We start from the raw sequence: 21,752 nt of genomic DNA, 5'->3' as shown, positions 1-21,752 counted from the left end.
ATCTCCGGGAAAATACACGCAATCACCGACACTCAACGCTGCTTTTAGCCAGCACCTGTCTACATTATTTGGCCAGACAGGGGCACTTTTTGAGGTTGTAGAAAAGCTCGCACTAGATGCTCAATGGCTTCGAGCGGTTTTTAAGGTCCACACTGAGGTGTTCGCCGAGCAAGAGGCTGACTCCGCATTCGTCCTGAACCGGATCTACAATGGATCAGATCCATTCCTCAACATGGGACTGTCCAAGGTAATCCCACAACGAGATCTTGAGCCAATTCACAATCTCACCTACACAACTCCACCAGGAGTGGCAGAAGCGACCATGCCCCTCCAAGCCCTCATCGCGATGTTCACCTCGGATGACGCAGCACCGTTGATGGTGGCAGAGCAATGGCGTTCAAGTGGAAACCAATTAGAGACGGCGCTGCAGGACCTTCATAACGCGTCCACATCTATTGGGCTTAGCTTGAAGGGTTTGTCCTTCGATGCTGCACGCAGTGCCATCCAGGACATCACGTCCATGGGAGAGATCGTGGTTGCGAACGCCCGGATCATGGAGCAGTCGGTACGGCAGTTCCCTGTGGTTCGAGCAACCAACCTTTCTGCGCTCCAGGCAATTCAAGCCTCCACTGCGGCAATTCCCGAGCAAGCAGAACGGATCGCTGCCGAACAAGCTGCCGTGGCGACCTACGTCACCTCCACGCTGCAGCCCTCACTCGAGCTCGTGAAACCGCCTGTTGTCAATCTTGGAGTTCCGGTAGCCGGGCACACAGGAGGGGGTTCCCTGTCTGCCTACGCATCGGGCACCGCCAGCGGCCCAGTTGGTATCCATCACATCGGAGGCAATCTCTCGCAGGCCGCCGCATCCGACGGATCCCAGGCATTTTCTAGCCGAGTAGCAGATGCCGCTCAAGCCGCGGGGCATGGGAATGCGAACGCGGCGCAGGCAGCTACCGCTCCATCCAACACCCCAGTTCAAGTGCCTGCTGCGGCAGCACACGTGAATCCGTCCGGGACGGTTTCCGCCGCTGGGGCTGGCGCTCACGCAGGAACACCCACTCCCGCGATGGGACTCGGCGCCCACGGAGGCGGGCTCCATGCTTCCGGGCAGGGACAAGCCGTGGCGACTCACGCTGCGAGCACTCACAACCTCACGCATGCTATGGCACCCGTGGGACATGCGAACTCCCAGCTTGGGGTGCGCATGCACCAAGAGGGAACGGCCCATAAGCATCCGTCGTCCAACGCGATGAAGGGAGCTGCACCTGGAAAGCCAGCCCCCACACCGTCCACGGGTGTGGGGCCAACGCCCGGGTTCGGGGGCGCGCCACACAATCAGTTTGCTCAGGCAGGACAGAGGTTTGGGTCACCGCGCCTTCCTCAGCTTCCGTACTCGGCGACCAACATGATGAACGGGCAGAGCGCTGGAATGATGAACGGGCAGGGTACCTACGCAGGCACTGGTGGACAGACTGGTACAGGCACTGGTGTTCGGGGCGGCACATCTGCCATGATGTCGCCCGGCGCGGGCGGGCCTGCTAATCGCTCTGCACTGTCCATGGGAGGCAATGGCGGTTCATCCAGAGCTACATCTGGGTTCGGCAGCTTTGCTGGAGCTGGCATGGGCCGCGGATCGGGGGCTCAATCGTCGTCTAACGCTGGCTCATCGTTGAAGGCTAACTCCGTAGTTCGGGAGTACTTCCTGCGGGAGTTCATGGGGAAGCGGGACACGAAGAGAACCGTCAATAGAGTGATCACGCGGGGTTAAAAGCCTCCGGGGCGGACCCCACTGATCGCTCACCGGTTCACTTCACGGATCCGGGCCCTGGCTCGGATCCGCTGAGTCCCTTTTGGTTAGAAACCTTCTGGAGCGCCGGGATATTCCGGTGGTGTCCCGTCAAAGGCGGGGCACAGCTCCTGGAAGGAACACCATCCGCACAGCTTGGACGTCTTAGGCTGGAAGTTTCCAGACCGGACATCCGCAGAGATCTGATCCCACAGGGTCCCCAGATCTCGTTCAAAGTAGTTCAACTCCGCAGGAGTAGGTGTGAGAACCATGTCATCGGCCACCTTAAGGTACATCAGCCGAAGCTGAGCCGGAATCTCACCCATCATGCGCCACCACACCAGCGCATAAAACTTCATCTGAAACAGAGCCGATTCCGCAAAGCGCGGGATCGGCTTCTTCCCTGTCTTATAATCCACCACGCGAACAGCACCGGACTCCGCTACATCAACACGGTCGATGAATCCACGCACGGGCACACCATTCGGCAACGTGAAGTCCACATACTTCTCGCACTCGTGCGCATCGAAGCCTTGGGGGTTCTCCATCCGAAAGTAACCCTTGACCAGCTCCCGGCATTCCACCAGAAAAGCCAGAGTGTCCTCCTCGGTATCTGGAACAAGCTCCAGCAGTTCCGGCTCTTTGTCTGTCATCTTTGCCCATTCGGGCTTCAGCATCTTCACGGCCACAGGGTAGGTACGCTCGTCGCGCTGAAGCTGATGCAGATTCTCCAGGACAGCGTGCACCAGCGTGCCCTTCACCTGAGCGAGAGTCGAGGGCTCAGGCAACTTATCAATGGCACGGAACCTATACAGCAATGGACACTGCTTGTAGTCACTCGCGCGAGAGGGGGAGAGAGCCAGCTTTGTTTTCACCTTCTCCACACTAATACATCCCGTCCCAGGCCCTATCTCCACTGCGCACGTAGGGGCGGTGTCTCAGAACGTCGACTCGATGACAAGGAGATTTTCGTTTGCGCTGGTCAGAGAGTTTCGCGAAAATCTGGAGGCGATCGAGTCGACGTTCTCAGACACCGCTGTTTGTAGAGACGTCTTGGATGTGAAGAGGACCTGGATGGAGAAAAGGCTTGTATGTAAAGACGCCCTACATGCAGAGAAGCCTGCAGACAACATCACAAGAAAACTGCAAACAGCATCACACGCCAGCATCACAAAGGCAGGCCATGCTTCCGCCTGTGGCGCCTGACAAGCTGATTCGCAGCAGCGCACACCAAGATCACCAGGAATATCCACGCCACGGAGGTCAGCTGGTAGTGGTGATACATCAAAGCCCCCACAATCGCCCCGGTAGACAAAGAGATCCACAGCGCCAGATGCAGAATCCAGACCAGGTGCTTGCCACCAAAGAACGCGTCCACGAAGCGTTGCCCCATCTTCACCAACGTGCCTGTCATGTAGGTAAGGGGAATGGAGACTTCTCCATTGCGTTCAAACACACTGTTCATCATGCCGATGCCCACGGACAGGCTGAGGATCGCGATGTGTTCCATGTCTGCCAGGATCAGCAGCGTGGTGATCCCAAACACCGCAGTGATGCTCCACATCACCGCCTCGCGACCGCGGTACACATCCCACGTCCTAGTACTCAGGCGGGTAATGAGCGCTCCAGTCATCACGCCGATCAGAAACAGGATGATGCACGAGCCCGCCAGCGTAGCCTGGTTTACGTTCCCTTCCACCAGCGAGGTTGCCGAGCGCGTGGTATTGCCGGACATGAAGGACAGGAACACGCCGCCAAGATGGATGAATCCCACCGAGTCCACGTACCCCGCAACGAAGGTAAGGGCCAGGGCTAGGATGCGTTCTCCCAGGCGGAAGTTGATCATCGGTTGTGTCCTTTACATGTCTGCTACATGTCAGCCGGTGTATTCATGTCTGCTGGTGTATTCACCGACGGCAGATACTTTAGCGGTATTGCCTGGTCGTGGACAATGCTTGAACCCGTGGATCGCCCCCGCCAGCGCACATCGCGGCTGGGGCAACTAGGATCAGAGGGTACGTACTCTCTATCAGCGAAGGACTTTCCACCGTCATGGCTTATTCTGGACCTTTTCAGGCTGGCGATCGTGTTCAATTGACGGACGCTAAGCGGCGGCATTTCACTATTACGTTGGAGGAAGGCCAGAGCTTTTTCACGCATAAGGGCGAGATCAAGCATGACGAGATTATTGGCTCTGACGAGGGCACGGTGGTGACCTCGTCCACGGGCGCTGATTATCTGTGCTTCCGGCATCTGTTGGTGGATCATGTGTTGTCGATGCCGCGTGGTGCTGCGGTGATTTATCCTAAGGATGCGGCGCAGATCCTGGTTGAGGGTGATATTTTCCCTGGTGCGACGGTGTTGGAGGCGGGCGCTGGTTCTGGCGCTATGTCGACGTGGCTGCTACGTGCGGTGGGCGAGCGGGGGAAAGTTATTTCTTATGAGATCCGTGAGGATCATTTGGAGTATGCCGAAAGTAATGTGCGTGAGTATTTCGGCGGCCATCCCGAGAATTGGGATGTGCGTTTGGGGGATTTGAAGGGCGTGACGAAGGCTGATGTGGGGGAGGTTGACCGTGTGTTGCTGGATATGTTGGAGCCGTGGGAGATGTTGGACACGGTGAAGGATGTTCTTATTCCTGGTGGGGTGTTTATGACGTATGTGGCGACGGTGCCGCAGTTGATGAAGGTGATGGAGGGGATTCGCGAGCTGGGTTGTTTCACGGAGCCGAAGGCGTGGGAGTCTTTGGTGCGTGAGTGGAAGGTGGAGGGTTTAGCGACGCGCCCTGAGCACCGGATGAATGCCCATACTGCCTTTTTGATTTTAGCCCGACGCCTAGCTGATGGTGTGACCGCGCCGCGCCCTCAGCGGAGGGCGCGGCGCTAGGCGTGGGCGCTGCCGCCTGAGGTTTTTCGTTTTCATTACTTTTACCGTTTTTTGTTCCGTTGGTTTTCGACATTATTTTCTTCCCATTTGAGAGGGGTTGTACTCCACGATGACTGAGACTTTTCACAGTGACCCGAAGGATTCTTCTTCTGAGTCTGAGGGACCGCGTTCGGTTCGTGAGCTTCAGATCGCGAACCGGACGTTGGGTGCGCGTAATGCCAAGTTGGTAGAGATGTTGAAGTCCAGCCGGGAGAAGTTGGAGGAGATGAATAGCCGGCTGGAGGCGTTGGCGGAGCCTCCGAACACGTATGGGACGTTGTTGGAGGTGAATCCAAAGGGCTTGACGGCCGAGGTGTTTACGGCGGGTCGGCGTATGCGTTTGCAGGTGTCTCCGCTGGTGGAGCGGTCGAGTTTGATTCCTGGTTCGACGGTGCGTTTGGGGGAGGGCCAGCAGGTGGTGGAGGCCTCAGGCTATGAGGATTCCGGCGATGTTGCCCAGGTTGTGGAGATCGTGGGCGAGCGGTTGATTGTGGCCGATAAGTTGGGCGAGGAGTCCGTGGTGAAGGCTGCGGGGCGTTTGCGTGAGGATGTGTTGAATAAGGACATCACGCCGGGCCAGTCGGTGATTGTGGACCGTAAGTCCGGGTGGGCTTTTGAGGCTGTGTCGCGCACTGAGGTCACGAGTCTGGTGTTGGAGGAAGTGCCGGACATTAACTACTCGGATATTGGTGGTTTGTCGCGTCAGATTGAGCAGATTCGCGATGCGGTGGAGCTGCCGTTTTTGCACCCGGAGGTGTACACGGAGTACGGTTTGCGGCCTCCGAAGGGCGTGTTGTTGTATGGCCCTCCGGGTAATGGAAAGACGTTGATTGCGAAGGCTGTAGCGAATTCTTTGGCAACGTCTGTGGGGGATTCGGATGTGAGCTACTTCCTGAACATTAAGGGCCCTGAGCTGTTGAATAAGTTTGTGGGCGAGACGGAGCGGCAGTTGCGTCAGATTTTTGAGCAGGCTCGGCGTGCGGCGAGTTCTGGCCGTCCGGTGATTGTGTTTTTCGATGAGATGGAGGCTCTGTTCCGGACGCGTGGCACGGGCGTGTCTTCGGATATGGAGTCCACGGTGGTTCCGCAGTTGCTGGCGGAATTGGATGGTGTTGAGGGGGTGGAGAATGTGATCGTTATTGGTGCGTCGAATAGGGAGGAGTTGATTGATCCTGCTATTTTGCGCCCGGGTCGTTTGGATGTGAAGATCCGTATCGAACGTCCCGACGCCAGCGCGGCATCCGATATCCTCTCGAAGCATTTGACGGCGGATACCCCCATTCATCCTGCGCTGCTGGAGGAGTACGGGTCTCCTGAGGCCGCGGCGGATGCTCTTCGCCAGGAGATTGTGCGCCAGGTGTTTATTCAGGACGATGAGCACCGGTATGTACGTCTGCACTTTGCCGATGGCACTGCCCAGGACTTGTATTGGTCCGACTTCCTGTCAGGAGCGATGCTGGCCAACATCGTGGATCGCGCGAAGACCTTGGCGGTCAAAGAGGCGATCGGAAATGCGCATGATGCTGCGTCGGAGTCGGGGGAGCGCGCCCCGCACGGTCTGACGTTTGAGCACATTACTGCGGCGGTCGCGAAGGAGGCTCATGACAATGAGGACCTTCCGGATACCACGAATCCTGCGGAGTGGGCTCGGATTTATGGCCATACGTCCAAGCGCGTGGTGGACATGTCTTTGTTCTAGGAACGGCTGAGTTAGAAGGGAAGTCCCATGGGGCGTCACATCATTGGTTCGGAAACGGAATACGGAATTGTGGCTGTGGATGATCCGGACATCAGTCCGATCATCACCAGCACCCAGGCTGTTGTTGCCTATGCGGATACTAGCGGCCAGGGGATTAACCGCCGAACGCGCTGGGATTACGAGAATGAGTCTCCACTGCGGGATCTTCGCGGTTTTGATTTGCGGCGTTATCGTTCGGGTGCGGCGCCGGTGATGGATCCGAATGCAATTGGTGCGGCGAATGTGATTACTGGTTCCGGCGCGCGCTTTTATGTGGACCATGCCCACCCGGAGTATTCCTCGCCAGAGACCACGAACGCCTATGACGCCGTGGTGTGGGATAAAGCGGGGGACGTGATTATGCACCAGGCAGCTCAGGCCTCGGGACAGGTGGACGGGCAGCCAGAGCTGAAAATCTACAAGAATAATGTGGATGGAAAAGGTGCGTCCTATGGCTCTCACGAGAATTATCTGTTCCCCCGCGACGTTGATGTGCAACGCATGCAGCAGGCATTGATTCCTCACTTTGTGACGCGCCAGATTTTCACCGGCGCAGGACGAGTGGGCCTGGGTGCCACAGGGGGCACGGAAGGCTTTCAGATTTCCCAGCGTGCGGATTATATCGAGACGGACATTTCCCTGGAAACCACGCTGAACCGTGGAATTATTAATACGCGCGACGAGCCGCACGCAGATGCCGATCAGTGGCGCCGTTTGCACGTCATTATTGGCGACGCCAACATGTCCGAAACCGCGGCCTACTTGAAGTTCGGTACGACTGCGTTGGTGCTGGCCGCGGTCCAGCACGGTGCGGACTTTTCCGATCTGGCGCTGCTGGACCCTGTTCCAGCCGTTCAGCAGGTCAGTCGGGACTTGAGCGTGTCCGAAGAGCTGAAATTCTACGGCAATCGCTCCATGACTGCGATCCAGGTGCAGCGCGAGATCCTGTCCCGCGTGGAGTCCACGCTGGACAACGCGGGTTGGTTCGGTGTTCCCATGGCTGAGGACGACGATCGCCAGGTCCTGCGCCTGTGGGCCCAGATCTTGAATGACTTGGAGCGCGACCCCCTGTCCACTGCGGATCGGCTGGATTGGACGGCGAAGCTGGCGCTGCTCAACGCTTACCGCGCTCGAGGTGTGGAGTGGTCGGACCCGCGGATGGCTCTGGTGGATATTCAGTACAGCGATATTGATCCTGCTCGTGGGCTGTATTACGCCTTGGTGCGTAAGGGACGTATGCGCACGCTGGTGTCCCAGAAGGACATCGATCACGCGGTGGTGTGCCCACCGCGTGATACCCGCGCCTGGCTGCGCGGGCAGCTGGTGGGTGCCTATTCCCAGCAGGTACTGGCCGCGAACTGGGACTCCATTGTGTTGGACACCCCGTGGCAGGACCATCAGGCCACCCGCGTTCTCCTGGACCAGCCCGTGGGCTTTACTCACCGCGAGGTGGGGGATTTGTTCCCGTGCTATTCGTCCAGCGCGCCGGCGTCGGACTCCATTAGCCCCCTGGAGGAGGTAGTTCACGGCATCGCCGCGGCACAACCCACCAAGGTGGTCGGTGTGGGCTAGAGTACACTTGTGCTATTGGCGTGGAATAAACATGGGAAGGAGCGCACACCATGACGACAGGTGGATCTGGACAGGTCAACGCCGGCGGCAGTCGCGGCGATAATGACAGCATTTTTGACCCGAATTCCGTCACGGGTGGCCAGGAGAACCTGAAGGTTTCCGGCACCGATGATCTTTTAGATGAGATCGACGGATTGCTGGAAAGCAACGCGGAGGAGTTTGTGCGCTCCTATGTTCAAAAGGGCGGGCAGTAGGAATCTCTGAAGCTGTGTCCTCTGTATCTGTATCCGGCGCCCACATTCGGCGAATCATGGGTGTAGAAACCGAATACGGCATCACCAATGTGCTGAATTCTTCTCGCCGACTGGGCCCGGATGAAATTTCGCGTCAGCTGTTTGCTCCGATTGTGGAGCAGCATCGTTCGTCCAACATCTATGCGGATAACGCCTCCCGGCTGTATTTGGACGTGGGCTCTCACCCGGAGGTTGCTACGGCGGAGTGCGACTCGCTGCACCAGCTGATCGCGCACGACCGCGCGGGCGACATGATGGTGCACGACCTGGCCGTGCGCGCGGAGGAGGCCTTGGCTGCCAAAGGCGTGGGCGGGTCGGTGTACCTGCTAAAGAACAACACGGATTCCTTGGGCAATTCCTACGGCTGCCACGAGAACTACCTGGTGGGGCGCGACGTGTCCCTCAAAGGTCTGTCCCGCCAGCTTCTGCCGTTTCTGGTGACGCGCCAGCTGTTGTGCGGCGCGGGCAAGCTGGTCACGCCCTCGATGGGAACCCCGAACGACCAGGTAGAGGCCGGCTTCAGCATGAGCCAGCGCGCCGATCACATGTGGGAGGGTGTGTCCAGCGCCACCACGCGGTCGCGCCCGATTATCAATACTCGCGATGAGCCGCATGCGGATTCCTCTCGCTACCGGCGCCTGCACGTGATCGTGGGAGACTCCAACATGTCGGAGGTGACGACGGCACTGAAGATCGGTTCCACACTGCTGGTGTTGGAGATGATCGAGGCTGGCGTGGCGCTTCCGAACTTCGAGATGGCCAATGAGATTCGCTCTATCCGCGACGTCTCTCGTGACTTCACAGGCACAGTGGAGCTGAACCTGCGCGGGGGCGGGGTAGCCACACCGTTGGAGATCCAGCGTGCGTTCTTGGATGCCGCGCTATGCTGGCTGAAGGACCGTCCGGAACCTGAGCAGGATGAACACGGCCGGTGGCTGGGAACTCCTGCCGCACAGTTGCTGCCAGTGGTGGATCTGTGGGGCCGTGTTCTTGACTGCTTCGACAGCGGGGATTTCTCTCCCGTCGCGACCGAGGTGGACTGGGTGATCAAGAAGACGCTCATGGACCGCATGGCCGAGCGCAATAATCTGGACGCCTGTGATCCCCGCCTGGCGCAGGTGGATCTGACCTATCACGATATTCACCCTGATCGCGGCCTGTTCCATGTCCTCGCCAAGCGTGGGTTTGCCAAGACGCTGCTCACGCAGGAGGAGATTCGGCATGCGCAGGCCCATGCGCCGGAAACCACCAGGGCGGCTCTGCGAGGCGCATTTTTGAGGGCCGCTCGCGATAACAATGTGAGCATCACGGTGGACTGGACCCGGCTGAAAATCAACGGCGAAGGCGGCTGGGAAACGATGCTGGGTGATCCTTTTGCCCACATCAATAGCGATGTGGATGAAATGGTGCTGAGCATGTGTAGTTTCGGCGCTCAGGATTCGCACTGTAAGGACTGTGGCTTGGATTTCGAAGATAAGATCAGCGGAATCCTCAACGGCGGCGGCAATAAGGTGTGCCTGCGAACCCCTACGCATTTGGATCTGTCCTAGGCTGGGAAAACTCATGAATGCTAATCAGCCTGTCGCTGTGACGTGGGAAGAAGGCGCTGAGCGCCTCTTCAACCTGGTTATTGCGTTGATTAATTATGGTCCCCGCAGCGTGACCTGGATTCTGGAGAATGTGGACGGCTATAAGCGCCCGGCGCGCGAGGTCAACCGCCACACCCAGGAACAGATGCTGCGTCGCGATCGGGCCACGTTAGCGCGGGCGGGGGTGCACATCACCACCACGCTCACAGAGGTGGAGGATGACTCGTTTGCCGTCTCTGGCCGTTCGTCGCGCAAGGAATCTGTGTGGAGCATTAGCCGCGAAGATTTTGAGCTTCCCGATATTGAATTCACGGATGCCGAGGCTGAGGTCATTAGTGCCGCGGGCCTGTGGGCTCATTCCAAGAATATGAGCACGGCAGCGCAATCTGCGTATGCGAAATTATCCGCGCTGGGAATAAGCCGCACAGATTCCTCCATGGTGTTATCCAATGTTCCGGATATGACCACGCTGGATGCTGACAGTCTGGATGCGATGTTCCGGGGGCTGGATGAGCATAAGGTTATCGAGTTTTATTACTACCCGTCGCTGGTTGAGGAGCCGGTGGAGCGCCGTTTGGAACCATGGGCCTTCGGCGCCATCGGCGGGAAGATGTACCTGACGGGTTTTGATGTGGATCGCGGCGCGCAGCGCACGTTCCGCCTGTCCCGGATTGACTCTATCGAGGTCACGGACACTCCCGGCCAGCAGGAAGTGCCTGGGGGCACGCCGATGGAACTGATCGAACAGGGACTGGCCCGCACGGGTCAGCGTGTGACGGTCACCGTGGAGTTCCCGGGCCCCGGCGCGCAGGAGCTCAAGGCGATGTGCAATGCCGACGGGACAATCGGCCCGATCGATCGGGATACGATTGTCCGTGCTGCGGCAAGTTATGCCCCCGACGCCGTGGTCACCGCGCCGCCTGATGTTGTCGCAGATATTGTGGCGTTGCTGACGCGGGCTGCGGGTAAGGAGCAGGCATGAACCCGAAGTTGACGATGCAGCAGCAATTCGAGCGTTCGTTGACGTTGTTGGCGTGGTTTCGGAATCATCCGGATGCGTCGTTCCTGCGCGCCTCGCAGGAACTGAACATTCCTGTTCCTCAGATTCGTCATGAGCTGAGCAAATTGATGTTGTGCGGCCTGCCGAATTCTAAGGACACGGGCTTCCTCATCGATATCAATATTGGCCGGACCAGCGCCTCGGTGATGCAGGATGCTGGGTTGTCGAAGCCTCTCAATCTGTCGGTGATGGAGGCTGGGGCATTGCTGCTCAGTCTGGAGGCCGTGCGGAGCACCTTGCCTCAGCACCGCCACGCTGCGGTGGACTCTGCGGTAGCGAAAATCAAGGCGCTCATGCGAGGGGAGAGGGCTGCTCTGACCGCGGCCGGCGTCGAACAGGACAACGCGGAAACGGGCACCACGTCGCACGGCCCGCTCACCGGATTGGCGCAGGACATGTCCCAGGCGGTTACGCAACGCAGCCTGGTACGGTGCGAGTACCGCTCCCTGCATTCGGATACATTCAGCGCGCGGGTGCTGGTGCCGGATCACCTAGGTCTCATTGAAGGCACCACATACCTGTGGGCCCGCGAGGTCGACGACGAGGGGCGCGCGGCGCTGACGCACAAGAAGTTCCGGCTCGACCGCATGGAGCACGTAGACATCGACGCCGCGGGCAGCGCCGACTTCGCAGGCCTGCGCAAGGCTCCGACCATCGACCCCTCCGACCCCTTTGGATTCGACGCCACCAGCACCCCGGACGCCTGGGCCAGCCTCGAGTTATCTCCACAGGCGCGATGGATGCTGGAGTACTACCCCATGTGGCAGGAGACCCCCGATACCCAGGATGATGGCAGTTCGTCGATCACGGTGGCCTTCCCCAATACGGGTGTGTGGCTAGAGCGTTTCCTGGTGGCAAATGCAGAGCGCATCACGCCGATAGCTCCCGAAGGGCTGGGCGACCGGGTGCGTCAACGGGCGCTTCGTGGCCTTTCGGCCTATAGTCAAGGGGACAGCTAGTCAGCGCGCTGTGCCTATGCGTTGCTTGTACGTTGTGCGTGCTGAGTAGACATCCCGCTTAATTGTTCTAGGAAAGGCTTGTGGTCACATGTCCTTGGGTCCATGGGAAATTATCCTGATCCTTCTGGTCATCTTCCTGCTATTCGGAGCCACGCGGCTTCCCAACGCCGCCCGTTCGTTGGGGCGCTCCATGCGCATTTTCAAGTCCGAGATGGACGAGATGAAAAATGACAAGAATGCTGCGAATTCCACGCCGAATAACCAGGCGATCACGGACCAGGCTGCTCAGGCTCCCCAGTCCCCGCAGGAGCAGCAGTTGAATCAACAGGCTCAGCCGCAGGTTGATCCCCAGGTCGCTCCTCAGCCTGAGGCCCAGAATGTGAACAAGCCCGAAGGCGATGCTCGTTAAATCCAATGACGTCTTTTGATTCGCAGCAGGCACCTCTTCAGCAAGGGGTTGCCAATCAGGCGATGAACTCTCGGCGGAAGTTCCGGCGCACGAAGAAGCCGAAGAACCCCAAGGGAGAGATGCCGATTCTGGAGCATCTCGAGGAATTGCGGCGCCGCCTGTTGGTGGCTCTGGCCGCCATTGCCGTGGGGACCGTGCTCGGCTACATCTGGTACGACACGCACATTGGCCCGATCCCGCACGTGGGAACGATCCCGAGTTTGGGTGAGATTCTTCGTGGCCCGTACTGCTCGCTGCCTCCCGAGGCGCGATTCGGCGCGTCGGATGGCGAGTGCCGTCTGTTGGCGACCGGCGTGTTTGAGATGTTTGTGCTCCGCTTCAAGGTGGGCGCCCTGGCGGGGCTCGTGTTTTCCTCGCCGATCTGGCTCTCCCAGATTTGGGGGTTCATTACCCCTGGCCTGCAGAAGAATGAGAAGCGCTGGACGCTGATCGTGGGTACCGTTGCGGGCACCCTGTTTATGATCGGTGCGGTGCTGGCGTACTTCGTGCTGGCCTTGGGGCTGGAGTTCCTGCTGACGATCGGTGACGAGGCGCAAATCTCCGCGCTGAATGGTGAGCGCTATTTCAGTTTCGCGATCGGCCTTCTCCTGGTGTTCGGCGTGAGTTTTGAGGTTCCGCTCATCACCGTGATGCTGAATGTCGCCGGGGTGCTGAGCTATGAGCAGCTGAAGGAAAAACGCCGATACATTATCGTGTTGCTGTTTATCTTCGCTGCCTTCATCACTCCTGGCCAGGATCCCATCTCGATGGTGATTTTGGCGTTGTCCTTGTGCCTGATGATGGAGATCGCCACGCAGATCGCCCGTCTGAATGACAAACGCCGGAAGAAAAAGGCCGCAGAGTGGCTCGCCGTGGATGATGAATCCGCCTCTACCATCGACGCCGCCTCGCCTGTCACCGGCTCCAGTGGGCCTGTGGCCCCGGCTGAACCTGTTCGTGCATCCAGCGATCTATCCACGGATGATATCGAACCAGCCCCTGCGCCGCGTAGCCGTAGCGGCGCCCGACCACAACCGAGCAAGTACCCTCATCAGAAACCCGATTCGGGTCAGCAGGGTGGAGGGTCGTATTTCGACGACGTCCTCTAAACACCGTGCCGTGCCCCTTCTGAAGGAGAGATTGTGTCTGACGTGCAGCAGTTTGCCGCAAGTTATGATTTTCCCTTAGATGACTTCCAACTCACGGCCGCCCAGGCCATCGCGGAGGGGCGCGGCGTTTTGGTCGCTGCCCCCACGGGCGCGGGCAAAACGATCGTGGGGGAGTTCGCGGTATACACCGCGTTCCGCAATCAGGGGACGTGTTTTTACACCACCCCGATCAAAGCGCTGAGCAACCAGAAGTATCACGATTTAGTGGCGCGCTATGGTGAGGACAATGTGGGTCTGCTGACCGGCGATGTCACGCTCAATGGGGACGCACCCATCGTGGTGATGACCACAGAGGTGCTGCGCAATATGATTTACGCGGACTCCGACCGCCTCAGCACCCTCACCCACGTGGTGATGGACGAGGTGCACTTTCTGGCCGATCCTTCGCGCGGGCCGGTGTGGGAGGAAGCGATCCTCAACCTCGACCCGCGGGTGATCCTGGTGAGCCTGTCGGCCACGGTGTCCAATGTGGAGGAGTTCGGTGGGTGGCTCAGCACCGTCCGTGGACACACGGACATCATCATCACGGAGAAGCGTCCCGTTCCACTGAATCAGTTCATGATGGTAGGCCGCCAGATTGTTCCGATGTTTGAAACGCGCGGTCAGGCGGAGCAACAGCAGCACCTCGGTGCGATCAACCGCGCTGTCATCGCGGCGGCGGCCAAGGCCGAGGAATCCGGAAAGCGACGCGGCACGAAGCGCTCGGACGCCGTGCTGCACATGGCCAACGCAGGCATGCTGCCGGCCATCTACTTCATTTTTTCCCGCGTGGGCTGCGACGCTGCCGTCAAACAGCTGCTGGTGGATCGGGTGGACTTCACCACGGATCGCCAGCGAGCCGAGATCTTAAGAACCATCGACGAAGGCGTTCAGGGCCTGACCGAGGAAGACCTCAATGTCCTGGGCTTCCGCCAGTGGCGCAGAGCCTTGTCCCGGGGCTTCGCCGCGCACCACGCGGGCATGCTGCCGGCTTTTCGGCACATTGTTGAAGACCTGTTTTCCCGCGGGCTGCTGAAAGTCTGCTTCGCCACGGAAACACTGGCGCTGGGCATCAACATGCCCGCGCGCTCAGTGGTGTTGGAGAAGTTGATTAAGTTCAACGGGGAAGCCCACGTGGATCTCACTCCAGGTCAGTACACGCAATTGACAGGGCGCGCTGGGCGTCGAGGAATTGATACGAAAGGCAACGCGGTGGTCCTGTGGTCGCAGGGCATGGACCCCTACGCGGTCGCCGATCTGGCCTCCACGCGCACCTACCCGTTGGATTCCACCTTCCGGCCGGGGTACAACATGGCGGTCAATCTCATCGCCACGAAGGGGTTGGAGGCAAGTCACCGGCTGCTGGAGCGCTCCTTTGCGCAGTACCAGGCCAACGGCTCCGTGGTGGAGCGAGCCGAGCAGTTGGAGAGGCGCCGGCGGGAGCTGGCGGCCGATAAGCACGAGCTCCAGGAGCTGCTGGAGGATGTATCCCCGCATCTGGTGGATGAGTCCCTGCTGAACTCCGACGGATCGATGAACCTCGACCAGGCACTTCAGGACGCGCTGGAGTATGCGGAGAAACGCCGTGAGCTCTCCGCCAAGGAACGCCACGCGAAACGCTACGCTCGGAAGCACTCGGCGAAGGAGGTGCTTCGCCTGCTACAAGGCCTGCGGGTGGGTGATGTGATTGCCTTGCCCATCGGCAAGAACCCGTTGATTGCCGTGGTGGTGCGGGCGGATCACAAGCCGCATAACCCGCGCCCGACGATCATTACGGAGGAAGGCTGGGTGGAGCGGATTAACGTCGACATGTTCGGCAACACCCCGCTAATTATCGGTTCGATGACGCTGCACAAGGGTGTGGAGCGCAATCCGAAGCGCCAGGCGCGCAGCGTGGCCTCTCACTTACGCAGGCTCCCGGTGGAGCGCCCTCGCAAGCTGAAGGCGAAAGCCCGCGGAGGGTCGATGGAGGTGGCGAAGGCGCGCGATGAGGTACACAGCCATCACGTCCACCTATGGCCCGCCCGCGAGGAGATCGCCCGCGCCGCGCAGACCTATCTCAAGTCCCAGCGCCGAGTGCAGTATGAAGAATCTGTGAGTCCGGAATCCACCGATTCTTTGGCGTCCCAGTTCAACCGCATTCTGTCCCTGCTGGAGGAGTTGGATTATGTGGAGCTGGATCGCGATGGCAATTCCACACCCATGTCAGCGAGGATCACGGTGGAGGGGGAGCGCTTGGCGCGGATTCACCATGAGTCCGATCTGCTGGTGGCCCAGTGTTTGCGGCGCGGTGTGTGGGACGCGCTGGATCCGGCGGAGCTGGCTGCGGTGGTGAGCGTGTGTGTGTTTGAGAATCGCCGTGAGACCGGAGGGCAGATCGAGTTGCCCACGGAGGCGTTAGAGACCGCCATTGATCAAACGATCCGCATTTACAACGAGCTGTCTACCGACGAGGAGCGGCATGATCTGTCCGTCACTAGGGTTCCGCAGTTGGGTTGCGCCACGGCGTTGCACCAGTGGACGGCCGGCGCGCCGTTGGAGTATTGCCTGATGGCGGCGGAAGCGGCTGGTGCGTCGCTCACGCCGGGTGATTTTGTGCGCTGGTGCCGCCGGGTGATTGATCTGTTGGAGCAAATCAAGCACACTGGTTACTCTGCCGAGGCCAAGGCGGCCGCACGCAAGGCTGTCGCCGCCATCAATAGAGGAGTTGTAGCTCTCGATGAATCCTAACGTGAAGAGCCCGAGCGCGAAGAAGATCGCGATATTCGGCGCAACCAGTGAGATTGGCGGGGAAATCGCTCGCCGTCTGGCGCCAGGCCAGCATCTTATCCTTGCTGGTCGACGCCACGGCGCGCTGTCCGAACTGGCCCGCGACCTAGAAGAACTCGGTGCGGCGGCAGTGGAGTGCGTGGACTTTGATGCGATGGACACGGACAGCATGAGCGCCGTCCTTGACCAGATCGAGGCCACGGGCCCCATCGATACGGCTCTGGCGATGTTCGGGGTGCTGGGTGACCAGAACGCGGCGGAGGACAGTGGGGAAGAGGTCTACCGGATTCTCCACACCGATTTCACGGCGCAGGCGGTGTTGCTGACCGAGCTGTCCTCCCGCATGAAGCGGCGCGGGCGCGGCATCCTGGTGGCGTATTCGTCCATCGCGGGTGCCCGGGTGCGTCGACCGAACTATGTCTATGGCTCGGCCAAGGCCGGTTTGGATGGTTTCTGCCAGGGCATGCAGGATGCGCTGGTGGGAACGGGCGTGAGCCTGATCATCGTGCGGCCTGGTTTTGTGATTGGCCGGATGACCCAGGGGATGGATCCCGCTCCGATGTCCACCACCCCTGATGTGGTGGCGGACGCCACGGTGGAGGCGATTGCGCACAGCGAAAGCCACCCGGGCGCCCACGGGGATGTGTGGATTCCCCGACGCCTGAAGCTGCTGGCGCAGATCATGCAGTGGGTGCCTCGGTGGCTGTGGCGACGGGCACCTCGCTAGGCAGCGCCTCACTCAGGCGCTGACACGCTTACACGTGAGCGATGTTGAACACCAGCGTGCGGAGCATGCCGAGCAAGGCGAACGCGGCGGAGGCTGCGAACACGCCCAGGGAGAACTTCAGGAGGAAGTCCTTCACGGCGTCACCCGTATCGAGGCTGGACTTACCGTTCGGTGAATCGTCAGCACCCTGTCCCGTAGTGGTGCCCATTCCCGGCTTCGGAGGGTTGCTCTGACCCGGGGTTGGAGAGTTAGTGGCAGCGGTCGAGCTTCCAGGAGCTTCTGCTGCGTGTGCCGTTGCCGGGGCAACCAGTCCGGAAGACAGGCCTGCGGCCAGTGCCAATGCGATAATTCCACGGCGCTTCATTGTGTAGGTCCTTACTCAAGTGTCTCAATGGGATAACGTTTGCTCGATCAGCGAGCTGTCGCTGACAGATCACCCATGTAAGCGATTAGAATGGTGTCTTTGTTACCACTTCACCAAAGTTTTTTGTTTCTCTACTCAAAACGCTCACATCTTTTCAAGGAGACTACATGCCCTATGTGCCCCTGGCATACCTGATCGTCGAAGCCCTCGCCTTCTACCTCGTCGGCAAGTGGATCGGTTTCGGGTGGACGGTCCTCCTGCTCGTGGCGCTGTTCGTGGTGGGAATGTTCCTTGCTGCTCAGCAGATCCGGGCCATCGCGGTCCGTGCACTCAACTGCACGGAGCAGCCAGGAAAGCTCACCGCTGATGCCGCGCTCTCAGTGGTGGGAGCACTGGCTGTGGCACTGCCAGGACTGGTCACTTCCGTGTTAGGCGTGCTTCTGCTGATCCCCACCACCCGTGCCATCGCCCGCCGGATCATGGGCAGTGCCGCTAGGGCGGCACTGGCCCGATTCGGCGGATCCGCCTTCGTCACCGCCACACGCTACGGAGCACCCGAGGCCAGCAACCGCATCCCCGGGTGGGGAGAAGTGATCGACCACCGCGATGACGAATTCGATGGCAACTCGAACACCCCTGATCGGCGCAATGACATCTAAGGCACGGTCTCAGGCCACCACGCGGAGCTCCGCGGCCAACGCACACCACACCACGCGCACCTCAGCGATTGCACTGTATCTTCTGCGCGCGCTCGCCGCCGCGTTCAGTGGAGTCCTGGTGTTTCTCAGCTTTCAGCCCGCCGGACTGTGGTGGGCCGCACCGGCGGGCTTTGCGCTGCTATTCCTCATCGTCACCCCACGCAATGCCCGCAGCCTCGCCTGTATTCATGGCCTTACTCTTTACGGGTTCCTGCTGCCGTGGGTGGGGGAGTACGTCGGCGCCATCGCCTGGATTGGATTGGCTCTTGTCCAATCGCTCTACTCGTTTCTCTTCGGCTGGGGACTGCGCAGTCTGCTCGGCTGGAAGAAACTCCAGCACTCCCTGCTTTCAGCAGGGGCGATAGCTGCTTGGTTCGTCGCCACGGAGTGGCTGCGTTCCTCCTGGCCCTTCGGTGGATTCGCATGGGGACGTATCACCTGGGGACAGGTGGGTGGTCCTCTCGCCTCGCTCATTTCCTTTGGCGGTCCAGCGCTGGTCACGTTCGCGGTGGTATTGGTGGGCGCGCTGTTGGCGTCGTTGATCAACATCCTCATGCGTGCGGCGACGGAACGGGGGCACGCACGTCGGCATTCGCCCTTCCTGCCCAGCTCCCGGCCGCTCGCCCCCATCGTCGCGTTGGCGGTGATCGCGGTGATCAGCGTCTGCGCGTATTTCTCGGACGCTGTTCTGCCAGAAACGGACGAGCAGCCCGCCGCCTCCACCATCAGCATTGCAGCAATCCAAGGAAATGTTCCGCGCGCAGGGCTGGACTTCAACACCCAACGACGGGCAGTGCTAGACAACCACGCAGCTCAGACAGGAAAGCTGGCCGAAGAGGTGCGGCAGGGAACGGCCCCTCAACCCGACCTGGTGCTGTGGCCGGAAAATGCCTCCGACATCAATCCCTATGTCAACGAGGATGCCCAGACCATTCTCAACAGCGTGAACCACGCGATCGGTGCCCCGATTCTGCTGGGCACGGTGACTCCCGAGCACAACCGGATGGTGGTGTGGACCGAGCAGCAGCCAGCGGACACGCACGACAAGCGCTTCCTGCAACCCTTCGGAGAGTACATGCCCCTGCGGGACCTCCTCAGGCATGTCAGCCCGCTGGTGGACCGTGCCGGCGACTTTAAGCCTGGCCACGGCAACGGACTGGTGCACATGACTCCGGAAAGGGGAGAGCATCAGGGCCAGGAGATCCCCATCGGTATCGCCACCTGCTACGAGGTGGCCTTCGATGAGGCATTCCGAACCTCCGTGCGTGCCGGTGCGCAACTGCTCACCACGCCGACGAACAACGCCACCTTCGGGTTCACCGACATGACCTATCAGCAGCTGGCCATGAGCCGGATGCGAGCCATTGAATACGACCGTGCGATCATCGTTCCCGCAACCAGTGGCGTGTCCGCGATCGTGGATCACGACGGACGAGTCGTCCAAAAATCGGGCTTATTCCAGCCCGCGGTCCTGCAATCATCCGTGGAACTACGAAACACGATCACTCTGTCAGCAGTTGTAGGTCCTTGGGTAGAATGGATAATATGTGCCGCTGGTGCACTGTGTGCTGTCCTTGGACTATTCCTTGCTGAAAAGCCTCGCCCCACCCGCACTCGTGTGCGGAAGCGAACCCGGCGCAGCATACACTCCCGGTGACAACGGAATACCTAGCGGAGAAAAGAAGAAAGGTTTATCCCCACACATGGCAAAGCTGAGCGATAAGACACTTGTCATTATCCCTACCTTCAACGAGCGCGAAAACCTCCCGCTGATCATCAACCGTCTGCTGACCGCAGAGCCGGAGCGTGTGAATGTTTTGGTCGTCGACGATAACAGCCCTGATGGCACCGGCGAGGTTGCCGAGGAACTGGCATCCAAGGATGAGCGCATCAAGGTCCTGCACCGCGAAGGCAAAGGCGGACTGGGCGGCGCGTACATCGCAGGATTCCGCTGGGGCATCGAGCACGACTACGAAGTGCTGTGCGAGATGGACGCAGATGGTTCCCACAGCCCTGAGCAACTGAACCTGCTGCTGGACCGCATCGATACCGGCGCAGAACTGGTCATCGGTTCCCGTTACGTCAAGGGCGGAAAGCTGGTCAACTGGCCGGTCTCCCGCCAGATTCTCTCCCGCGCAGGAAACGTGTACGCATCCATCGCGCTGGGCGCCGGCCTGTCCGACATCACCGGCGGATACCGCGCCTACCGCACCGAGGTGCTGGAGGCCATGGACCTGGATGCCATTGACTCTGCCGGATATGTTTTCCAGGTGGACCTGGCGTGGCGTGCAGTCACCATGGGATTCGACGTTCGCGAAGTGCCCATCACCTTCACCGAGCGTGAAATTGGCGATTCCAAGATGAGCGGAAACATCATCTCGGAGGCCATGCTGAAGGTCACCAAGTGGGGAGTTGCGCACCGCGCTTTCCAGGTGAGCCAGTTGGGCAAGGAGTTCTGGCGTATCGGTTCCGGCTCTGTGAAGTCCATGTTGAACAACTAGGGCATCGCTTCAGGACTCAGATGCGATGAAACCCCTCCGGCCTGTTATCTCAGGCGGGAGGGGTTTGCTGTTGGTTGTGAGCGTGTATCGCTCTGTGCAGCGATGCTTTTGAGATGCCTTGAGTGCGCTGCGTGTCCTAGCGGGAGGATCCTGACTCTTGTTCCTTCAGCAGCTTCACGGCATTACGACGACGCTTGCGCAGAAGCTCCAAACGCTCATCCAGGAGAACTTCCAGCTCTTCGATGCTGCGGCGCTCGCACAGCATGTCCCAGTGGGTACGTGGTGGCTTCACAGGCTTGGATTCCTGGCCATCGCCTTCCACGAGCACACCAAGCTGGCCGTTTTTGCACATCCACTCTTGAGGGATTTCCGCATCATCGGCGAAGGGAACTTCGTAGACCTCGCCATTGTCGGTGCGGTACTTCACCATGCGGCGTGGAGCCAGGTCGTGGTCGCGATCCGTTTCATAGGACACTGCACCCATACGACTTCCGCGCAGTACGCGATCTGCCATTGTGAACCTCACACTCCTCGTGTTTGTTGCGTCTGCGATGTTTCACGCATCAATTATTCAGCTCCCATAGTCTACCGGGTGATGGGGTAGAGGAGCCCTTCACACCCCTATTCAACGTACGACGCGTAGAATTTGTTCCCGTGGCTGCCAATTCTTCTTTTTCTTCAGATTCTTCCCCTTCGTCAGACGCTATCGATACTTACGCTTCTGCGGCGTCCGGCTCTCGCTCTCCGCAGACACGAGAAGACGCTGGCCGAGCCGCTGGACAGACCCAGGCATCATCTGATCTCAGCCCTTTCGGGCAGCCCTTCGCGAAGAGGCGAGGAGCCCGACGCAAGCCTGTTCCGTGCGCATGGTGCGGCAGGGAAGTGCAGCCCAACCCTAAGGGCCGTCATCGCAAATATTGTGGGCAGTCCTGCCGGCAGCGCGCCTACGAGCAGCGCGCTCGGCTAAAGAACACGGGCATCGAAGAGGACTCCATCATTCTGCGCCCCTCAGCTGTCAATGCTCTCCACGATCAGCTATTCGAGTTGCGGTGTGCGGCAGAGGACATTGTCACAGCCGTGTCCGAGGGCGAGGATCCACAGGCTATGGAGGAGTTAACCAACGAGTTGTTGGACCTCGCCCGAAAGGTGGAGCGCTTCCGTATCACCTAGGAGTC

At 59.7% G+C, this 21,752-nt stretch carries 19 protein-coding genes and 1 pseudogene; 16 read left to right on the top strand and 4 right to left on the bottom strand.

The window, feature by feature from the left end; all coding sequences use genetic code 11:
• The first annotated feature begins 157 nt into the window (after positions 1-157).
• Positions 158-1,768 (top strand): hypothetical protein, encoded by a 1,611-nt coding sequence (locus tag IAU67_RS04275; RefSeq protein WP_151841498.1) that lies wholly within the window; start codon positions 158-160, stop codon positions 1,766-1,768.
• An 86-nt stretch (positions 1,769-1,854) separates the two neighbouring features.
• On the opposite strand, the gene IAU67_RS04270 is transcribed toward IAU67_RS04275, so the two are convergent.
• Together IAU67_RS04270 and IAU67_RS04265 are read right to left on the bottom strand one after the other, a co-directional pair.
• Positions 1,855-2,661, bottom strand: a complete 807-nt coding sequence (locus IAU67_RS04270; RefSeq protein WP_151841497.1) for a RecB family exonuclease — start codon at positions 2,659-2,661, stop codon at positions 1,855-1,857.
• A gap of 293 nt (positions 2,662-2,954) precedes the next feature.
• Positions 2,955-3,632, bottom strand: coding sequence for a YoaK family protein (locus tag IAU67_RS04265; RefSeq protein WP_151841496.1), 678 nt, complete (start codon positions 3,630-3,632; stop codon positions 2,955-2,957).
• Positions 3,633-3,838: 206 nt separating this feature from the next.
• On the opposite strand from IAU67_RS04265, the gene IAU67_RS04260 reads away from it, so the two are divergent.
• From IAU67_RS04260 to IAU67_RS04210, 11 genes and pseudogenes are all read left to right on the top strand, one after another.
• Complete coding sequence (locus IAU67_RS04260; protein WP_151841495.1) at positions 3,839-4,672, top strand: tRNA (adenine-N1)-methyltransferase; 834 nt, start codon at positions 3,839-3,841, stop codon at positions 4,670-4,672.
• A gap of 109 nt (positions 4,673-4,781) precedes the next feature.
• Positions 4,782-6,410: a proteasome ATPase gene (gene arc / locus IAU67_RS04255; RefSeq protein ID WP_151841494.1), complete on the top strand. Its 1,629-nt coding sequence runs from the start codon at positions 4,782-4,784 to the stop codon at positions 6,408-6,410.
• A gap of 27 nt (positions 6,411-6,437) precedes the next feature.
• Complete coding sequence (gene dop / locus IAU67_RS04250) at positions 6,438-8,021, top strand: depupylase/deamidase Dop (protein ID WP_151841493.1); 1,584 nt, start codon at positions 6,438-6,440, stop codon at positions 8,019-8,021.
• Positions 8,022-8,071: 50 nt separating this feature from the next.
• On the top strand, positions 8,072-8,275 hold the full coding sequence (locus IAU67_RS04245; protein WP_151841492.1) for a ubiquitin-like protein Pup: 204 nt from the start codon (positions 8,072-8,074) through the stop codon (positions 8,273-8,275).
• Positions 8,276-8,331: 56 nt separating this feature from the next.
• Positions 8,332-9,732: pseudogene (gene pafA / locus IAU67_RS04240) on the top strand (Pup--protein ligase); the annotation flags it as partial.
• A gap of 145 nt (positions 9,733-9,877) precedes the next feature.
• Positions 9,878-10,885: a helix-turn-helix transcriptional regulator gene (locus IAU67_RS04235; RefSeq protein ID WP_151841491.1), complete on the top strand. Its 1,008-nt coding sequence runs from the start codon at positions 9,878-9,880 to the stop codon at positions 10,883-10,885.
• Complete coding sequence (locus IAU67_RS04230) at positions 10,882-11,922, top strand: helix-turn-helix transcriptional regulator (protein ID WP_151841490.1); 1,041 nt, start codon at positions 10,882-10,884, stop codon at positions 11,920-11,922. The genes IAU67_RS04235 and IAU67_RS04230 overlap by 4 nt, the downstream gene beginning before the upstream one ends.
• Before the next feature lie 88 nt (positions 11,923-12,010).
• A complete protein-coding gene (gene tatA / locus IAU67_RS04225; protein WP_151841489.1) occupies positions 12,011-12,331 on the top strand; it encodes a Sec-independent protein translocase subunit TatA in 321 nt (106 codons plus the stop codon).
• Positions 12,332-12,393: 62 nt separating this feature from the next.
• Entirely contained in the window at positions 12,394-13,479 is a 1,086-nt protein-coding gene (tatC, locus tag IAU67_RS04220; RefSeq protein WP_342355622.1) for a twin-arginine translocase subunit TatC, read from the top strand.
• Between the two features lie 42 nt (positions 13,480-13,521).
• The gene (locus IAU67_RS04215; RefSeq protein WP_151842365.1) at positions 13,522-16,248 is read left to right on the top strand and encodes a DEAD/DEAH box helicase; all 2,727 of its coding nucleotides are present in this window, start codon (positions 13,522-13,524) and stop codon (positions 16,246-16,248) included.
• Positions 16,238-17,014: an SDR family NAD(P)-dependent oxidoreductase gene (locus tag IAU67_RS04210; RefSeq protein ID WP_151841488.1), complete on the top strand. Its 777-nt coding sequence runs from the start codon at positions 16,238-16,240 to the stop codon at positions 17,012-17,014. The genes IAU67_RS04215 and IAU67_RS04210 overlap by 11 nt, the downstream gene beginning before the upstream one ends.
• Before the next feature lie 28 nt (positions 17,015-17,042).
• On the opposite strand, the gene IAU67_RS04205 is transcribed toward IAU67_RS04210, so the two are convergent.
• Entirely contained in the window at positions 17,043-17,378 is a 336-nt protein-coding gene (locus tag IAU67_RS04205; protein WP_151841487.1) for a hypothetical protein, read from the bottom strand.
• A 167-nt stretch (positions 17,379-17,545) separates the two neighbouring features.
• On the opposite strand from IAU67_RS04205, the gene IAU67_RS04200 reads away from it, so the two are divergent.
• The 3 genes from IAU67_RS04200 to IAU67_RS04190 are packed head-to-tail and all read left to right on the top strand — an operon-like array spanning position 17,546 to position 20,577.
• Positions 17,546-18,037 carry an FxsA family protein gene (locus IAU67_RS04200; protein WP_151841486.1) on the top strand — a complete coding sequence of 164 codons (492 nt, stop codon included), beginning with the start codon at positions 17,546-17,548 and terminating at the stop codon, positions 18,035-18,037.
• Positions 18,027-19,733 carry an apolipoprotein N-acyltransferase gene (gene lnt / locus IAU67_RS04195; RefSeq protein ID WP_151841485.1) on the top strand — a complete coding sequence of 569 codons (1,707 nt, stop codon included), beginning with the start codon at positions 18,027-18,029 and terminating at the stop codon, positions 19,731-19,733. The genes IAU67_RS04200 and lnt overlap by 11 nt, the downstream gene beginning before the upstream one ends.
• Before the next feature lie 46 nt (positions 19,734-19,779).
• Positions 19,780-20,577, top strand: coding sequence for a polyprenol monophosphomannose synthase (locus tag IAU67_RS04190; protein ID WP_151841484.1), 798 nt, complete (start codon positions 19,780-19,782; stop codon positions 20,575-20,577).
• A 136-nt stretch (positions 20,578-20,713) separates the two neighbouring features.
• On the opposite strand, the gene IAU67_RS04185 is transcribed toward IAU67_RS04190, so the two are convergent.
• Entirely contained in the window at positions 20,714-21,091 is a 378-nt protein-coding gene (locus tag IAU67_RS04185; RefSeq protein ID WP_151841483.1) for an RNA polymerase-binding protein RbpA, read from the bottom strand.
• Between the two features lie 368 nt (positions 21,092-21,459).
• Here IAU67_RS04185 and IAU67_RS04180 point away from each other — a divergent pair, with 368 nt between their 5' ends.
• A complete protein-coding gene (locus IAU67_RS04180; RefSeq protein ID WP_151841482.1) occupies positions 21,460-21,747 on the top strand; it encodes a hypothetical protein in 288 nt (95 codons plus the stop codon).
• The last annotated feature ends 5 nt before the right edge of the window (positions 21,748-21,752 follow it).

This window comes from Corynebacterium zhongnanshanii (genome assembly GCF_014490575.1).
GTDB lineage: Bacteria > Actinomycetota > Actinomycetes > Mycobacteriales > Mycobacteriaceae > Corynebacterium > Corynebacterium zhongnanshanii.
This window is presented reverse-complemented; position numbering and strand designations above follow the sequence as displayed.

Excerpts from the sequence above, each read along its gene's own strand:
- IAU67_RS04260 (WP_151841495.1), top strand. The coding sequence starts at position 3,839 with ATGGCTTATTCTGGACCTTTTCAGGCTGGCGATCGTGTTCAATTGACG.
- IAU67_RS04210 (WP_151841488.1), top strand. The coding sequence starts at position 16,238 with ATGAATCCTAACGTGAAGAGCCCGAGCGCGAAGAAGATCGCGATATTC.
- lnt (WP_151841485.1), top strand. The coding sequence starts at position 18,027 with ATGACATCTAAGGCACGGTCTCAGGCCACCACGCGGAGCTCCGCGGCC.
- tatA (WP_151841489.1), top strand. The coding sequence starts at position 12,011 with ATGTCCTTGGGTCCATGGGAAATTATCCTGATCCTTCTGGTCATCTTC.
- IAU67_RS04245 (WP_151841492.1), top strand. The coding sequence starts at position 8,072 with ATGACGACAGGTGGATCTGGACAGGTCAACGCCGGCGGCAGTCGCGGC.
- dop (WP_151841493.1), top strand. The coding sequence starts at position 6,438 with ATGGGGCGTCACATCATTGGTTCGGAAACGGAATACGGAATTGTGGCT.
- tatC (WP_342355622.1), top strand. The coding sequence starts at position 12,394 with ATGAACTCTCGGCGGAAGTTCCGGCGCACGAAGAAGCCGAAGAACCCC.
- IAU67_RS04235 (WP_151841491.1), top strand. The coding sequence starts at position 9,878 with ATGAATGCTAATCAGCCTGTCGCTGTGACGTGGGAAGAAGGCGCTGAG.
- IAU67_RS04200 (WP_151841486.1), top strand. The coding sequence starts at position 17,546 with ATGCCCTATGTGCCCCTGGCATACCTGATCGTCGAAGCCCTCGCCTTC.
- IAU67_RS04230 (WP_151841490.1), top strand. The coding sequence starts at position 10,882 with ATGAACCCGAAGTTGACGATGCAGCAGCAATTCGAGCGTTCGTTGACG.
- IAU67_RS04265 (WP_151841496.1), bottom strand. The coding sequence starts at position 3,632 with ATGATCAACTTCCGCCTGGGAGAACGCATCCTAGCCCTGGCCCTTACC.
- IAU67_RS04205 (WP_151841487.1), bottom strand. The coding sequence starts at position 17,378 with ATGAAGCGCCGTGGAATTATCGCATTGGCACTGGCCGCAGGCCTGTCT.
- IAU67_RS04190 (WP_151841484.1), top strand. The coding sequence starts at position 19,780 with ATGGCAAAGCTGAGCGATAAGACACTTGTCATTATCCCTACCTTCAAC.
- IAU67_RS04185 (WP_151841483.1), bottom strand. The coding sequence starts at position 21,091 with ATGGCAGATCGCGTACTGCGCGGAAGTCGTATGGGTGCAGTGTCCTAT.
- arc (WP_151841494.1), top strand. The coding sequence starts at position 4,782 with ATGACTGAGACTTTTCACAGTGACCCGAAGGATTCTTCTTCTGAGTCT.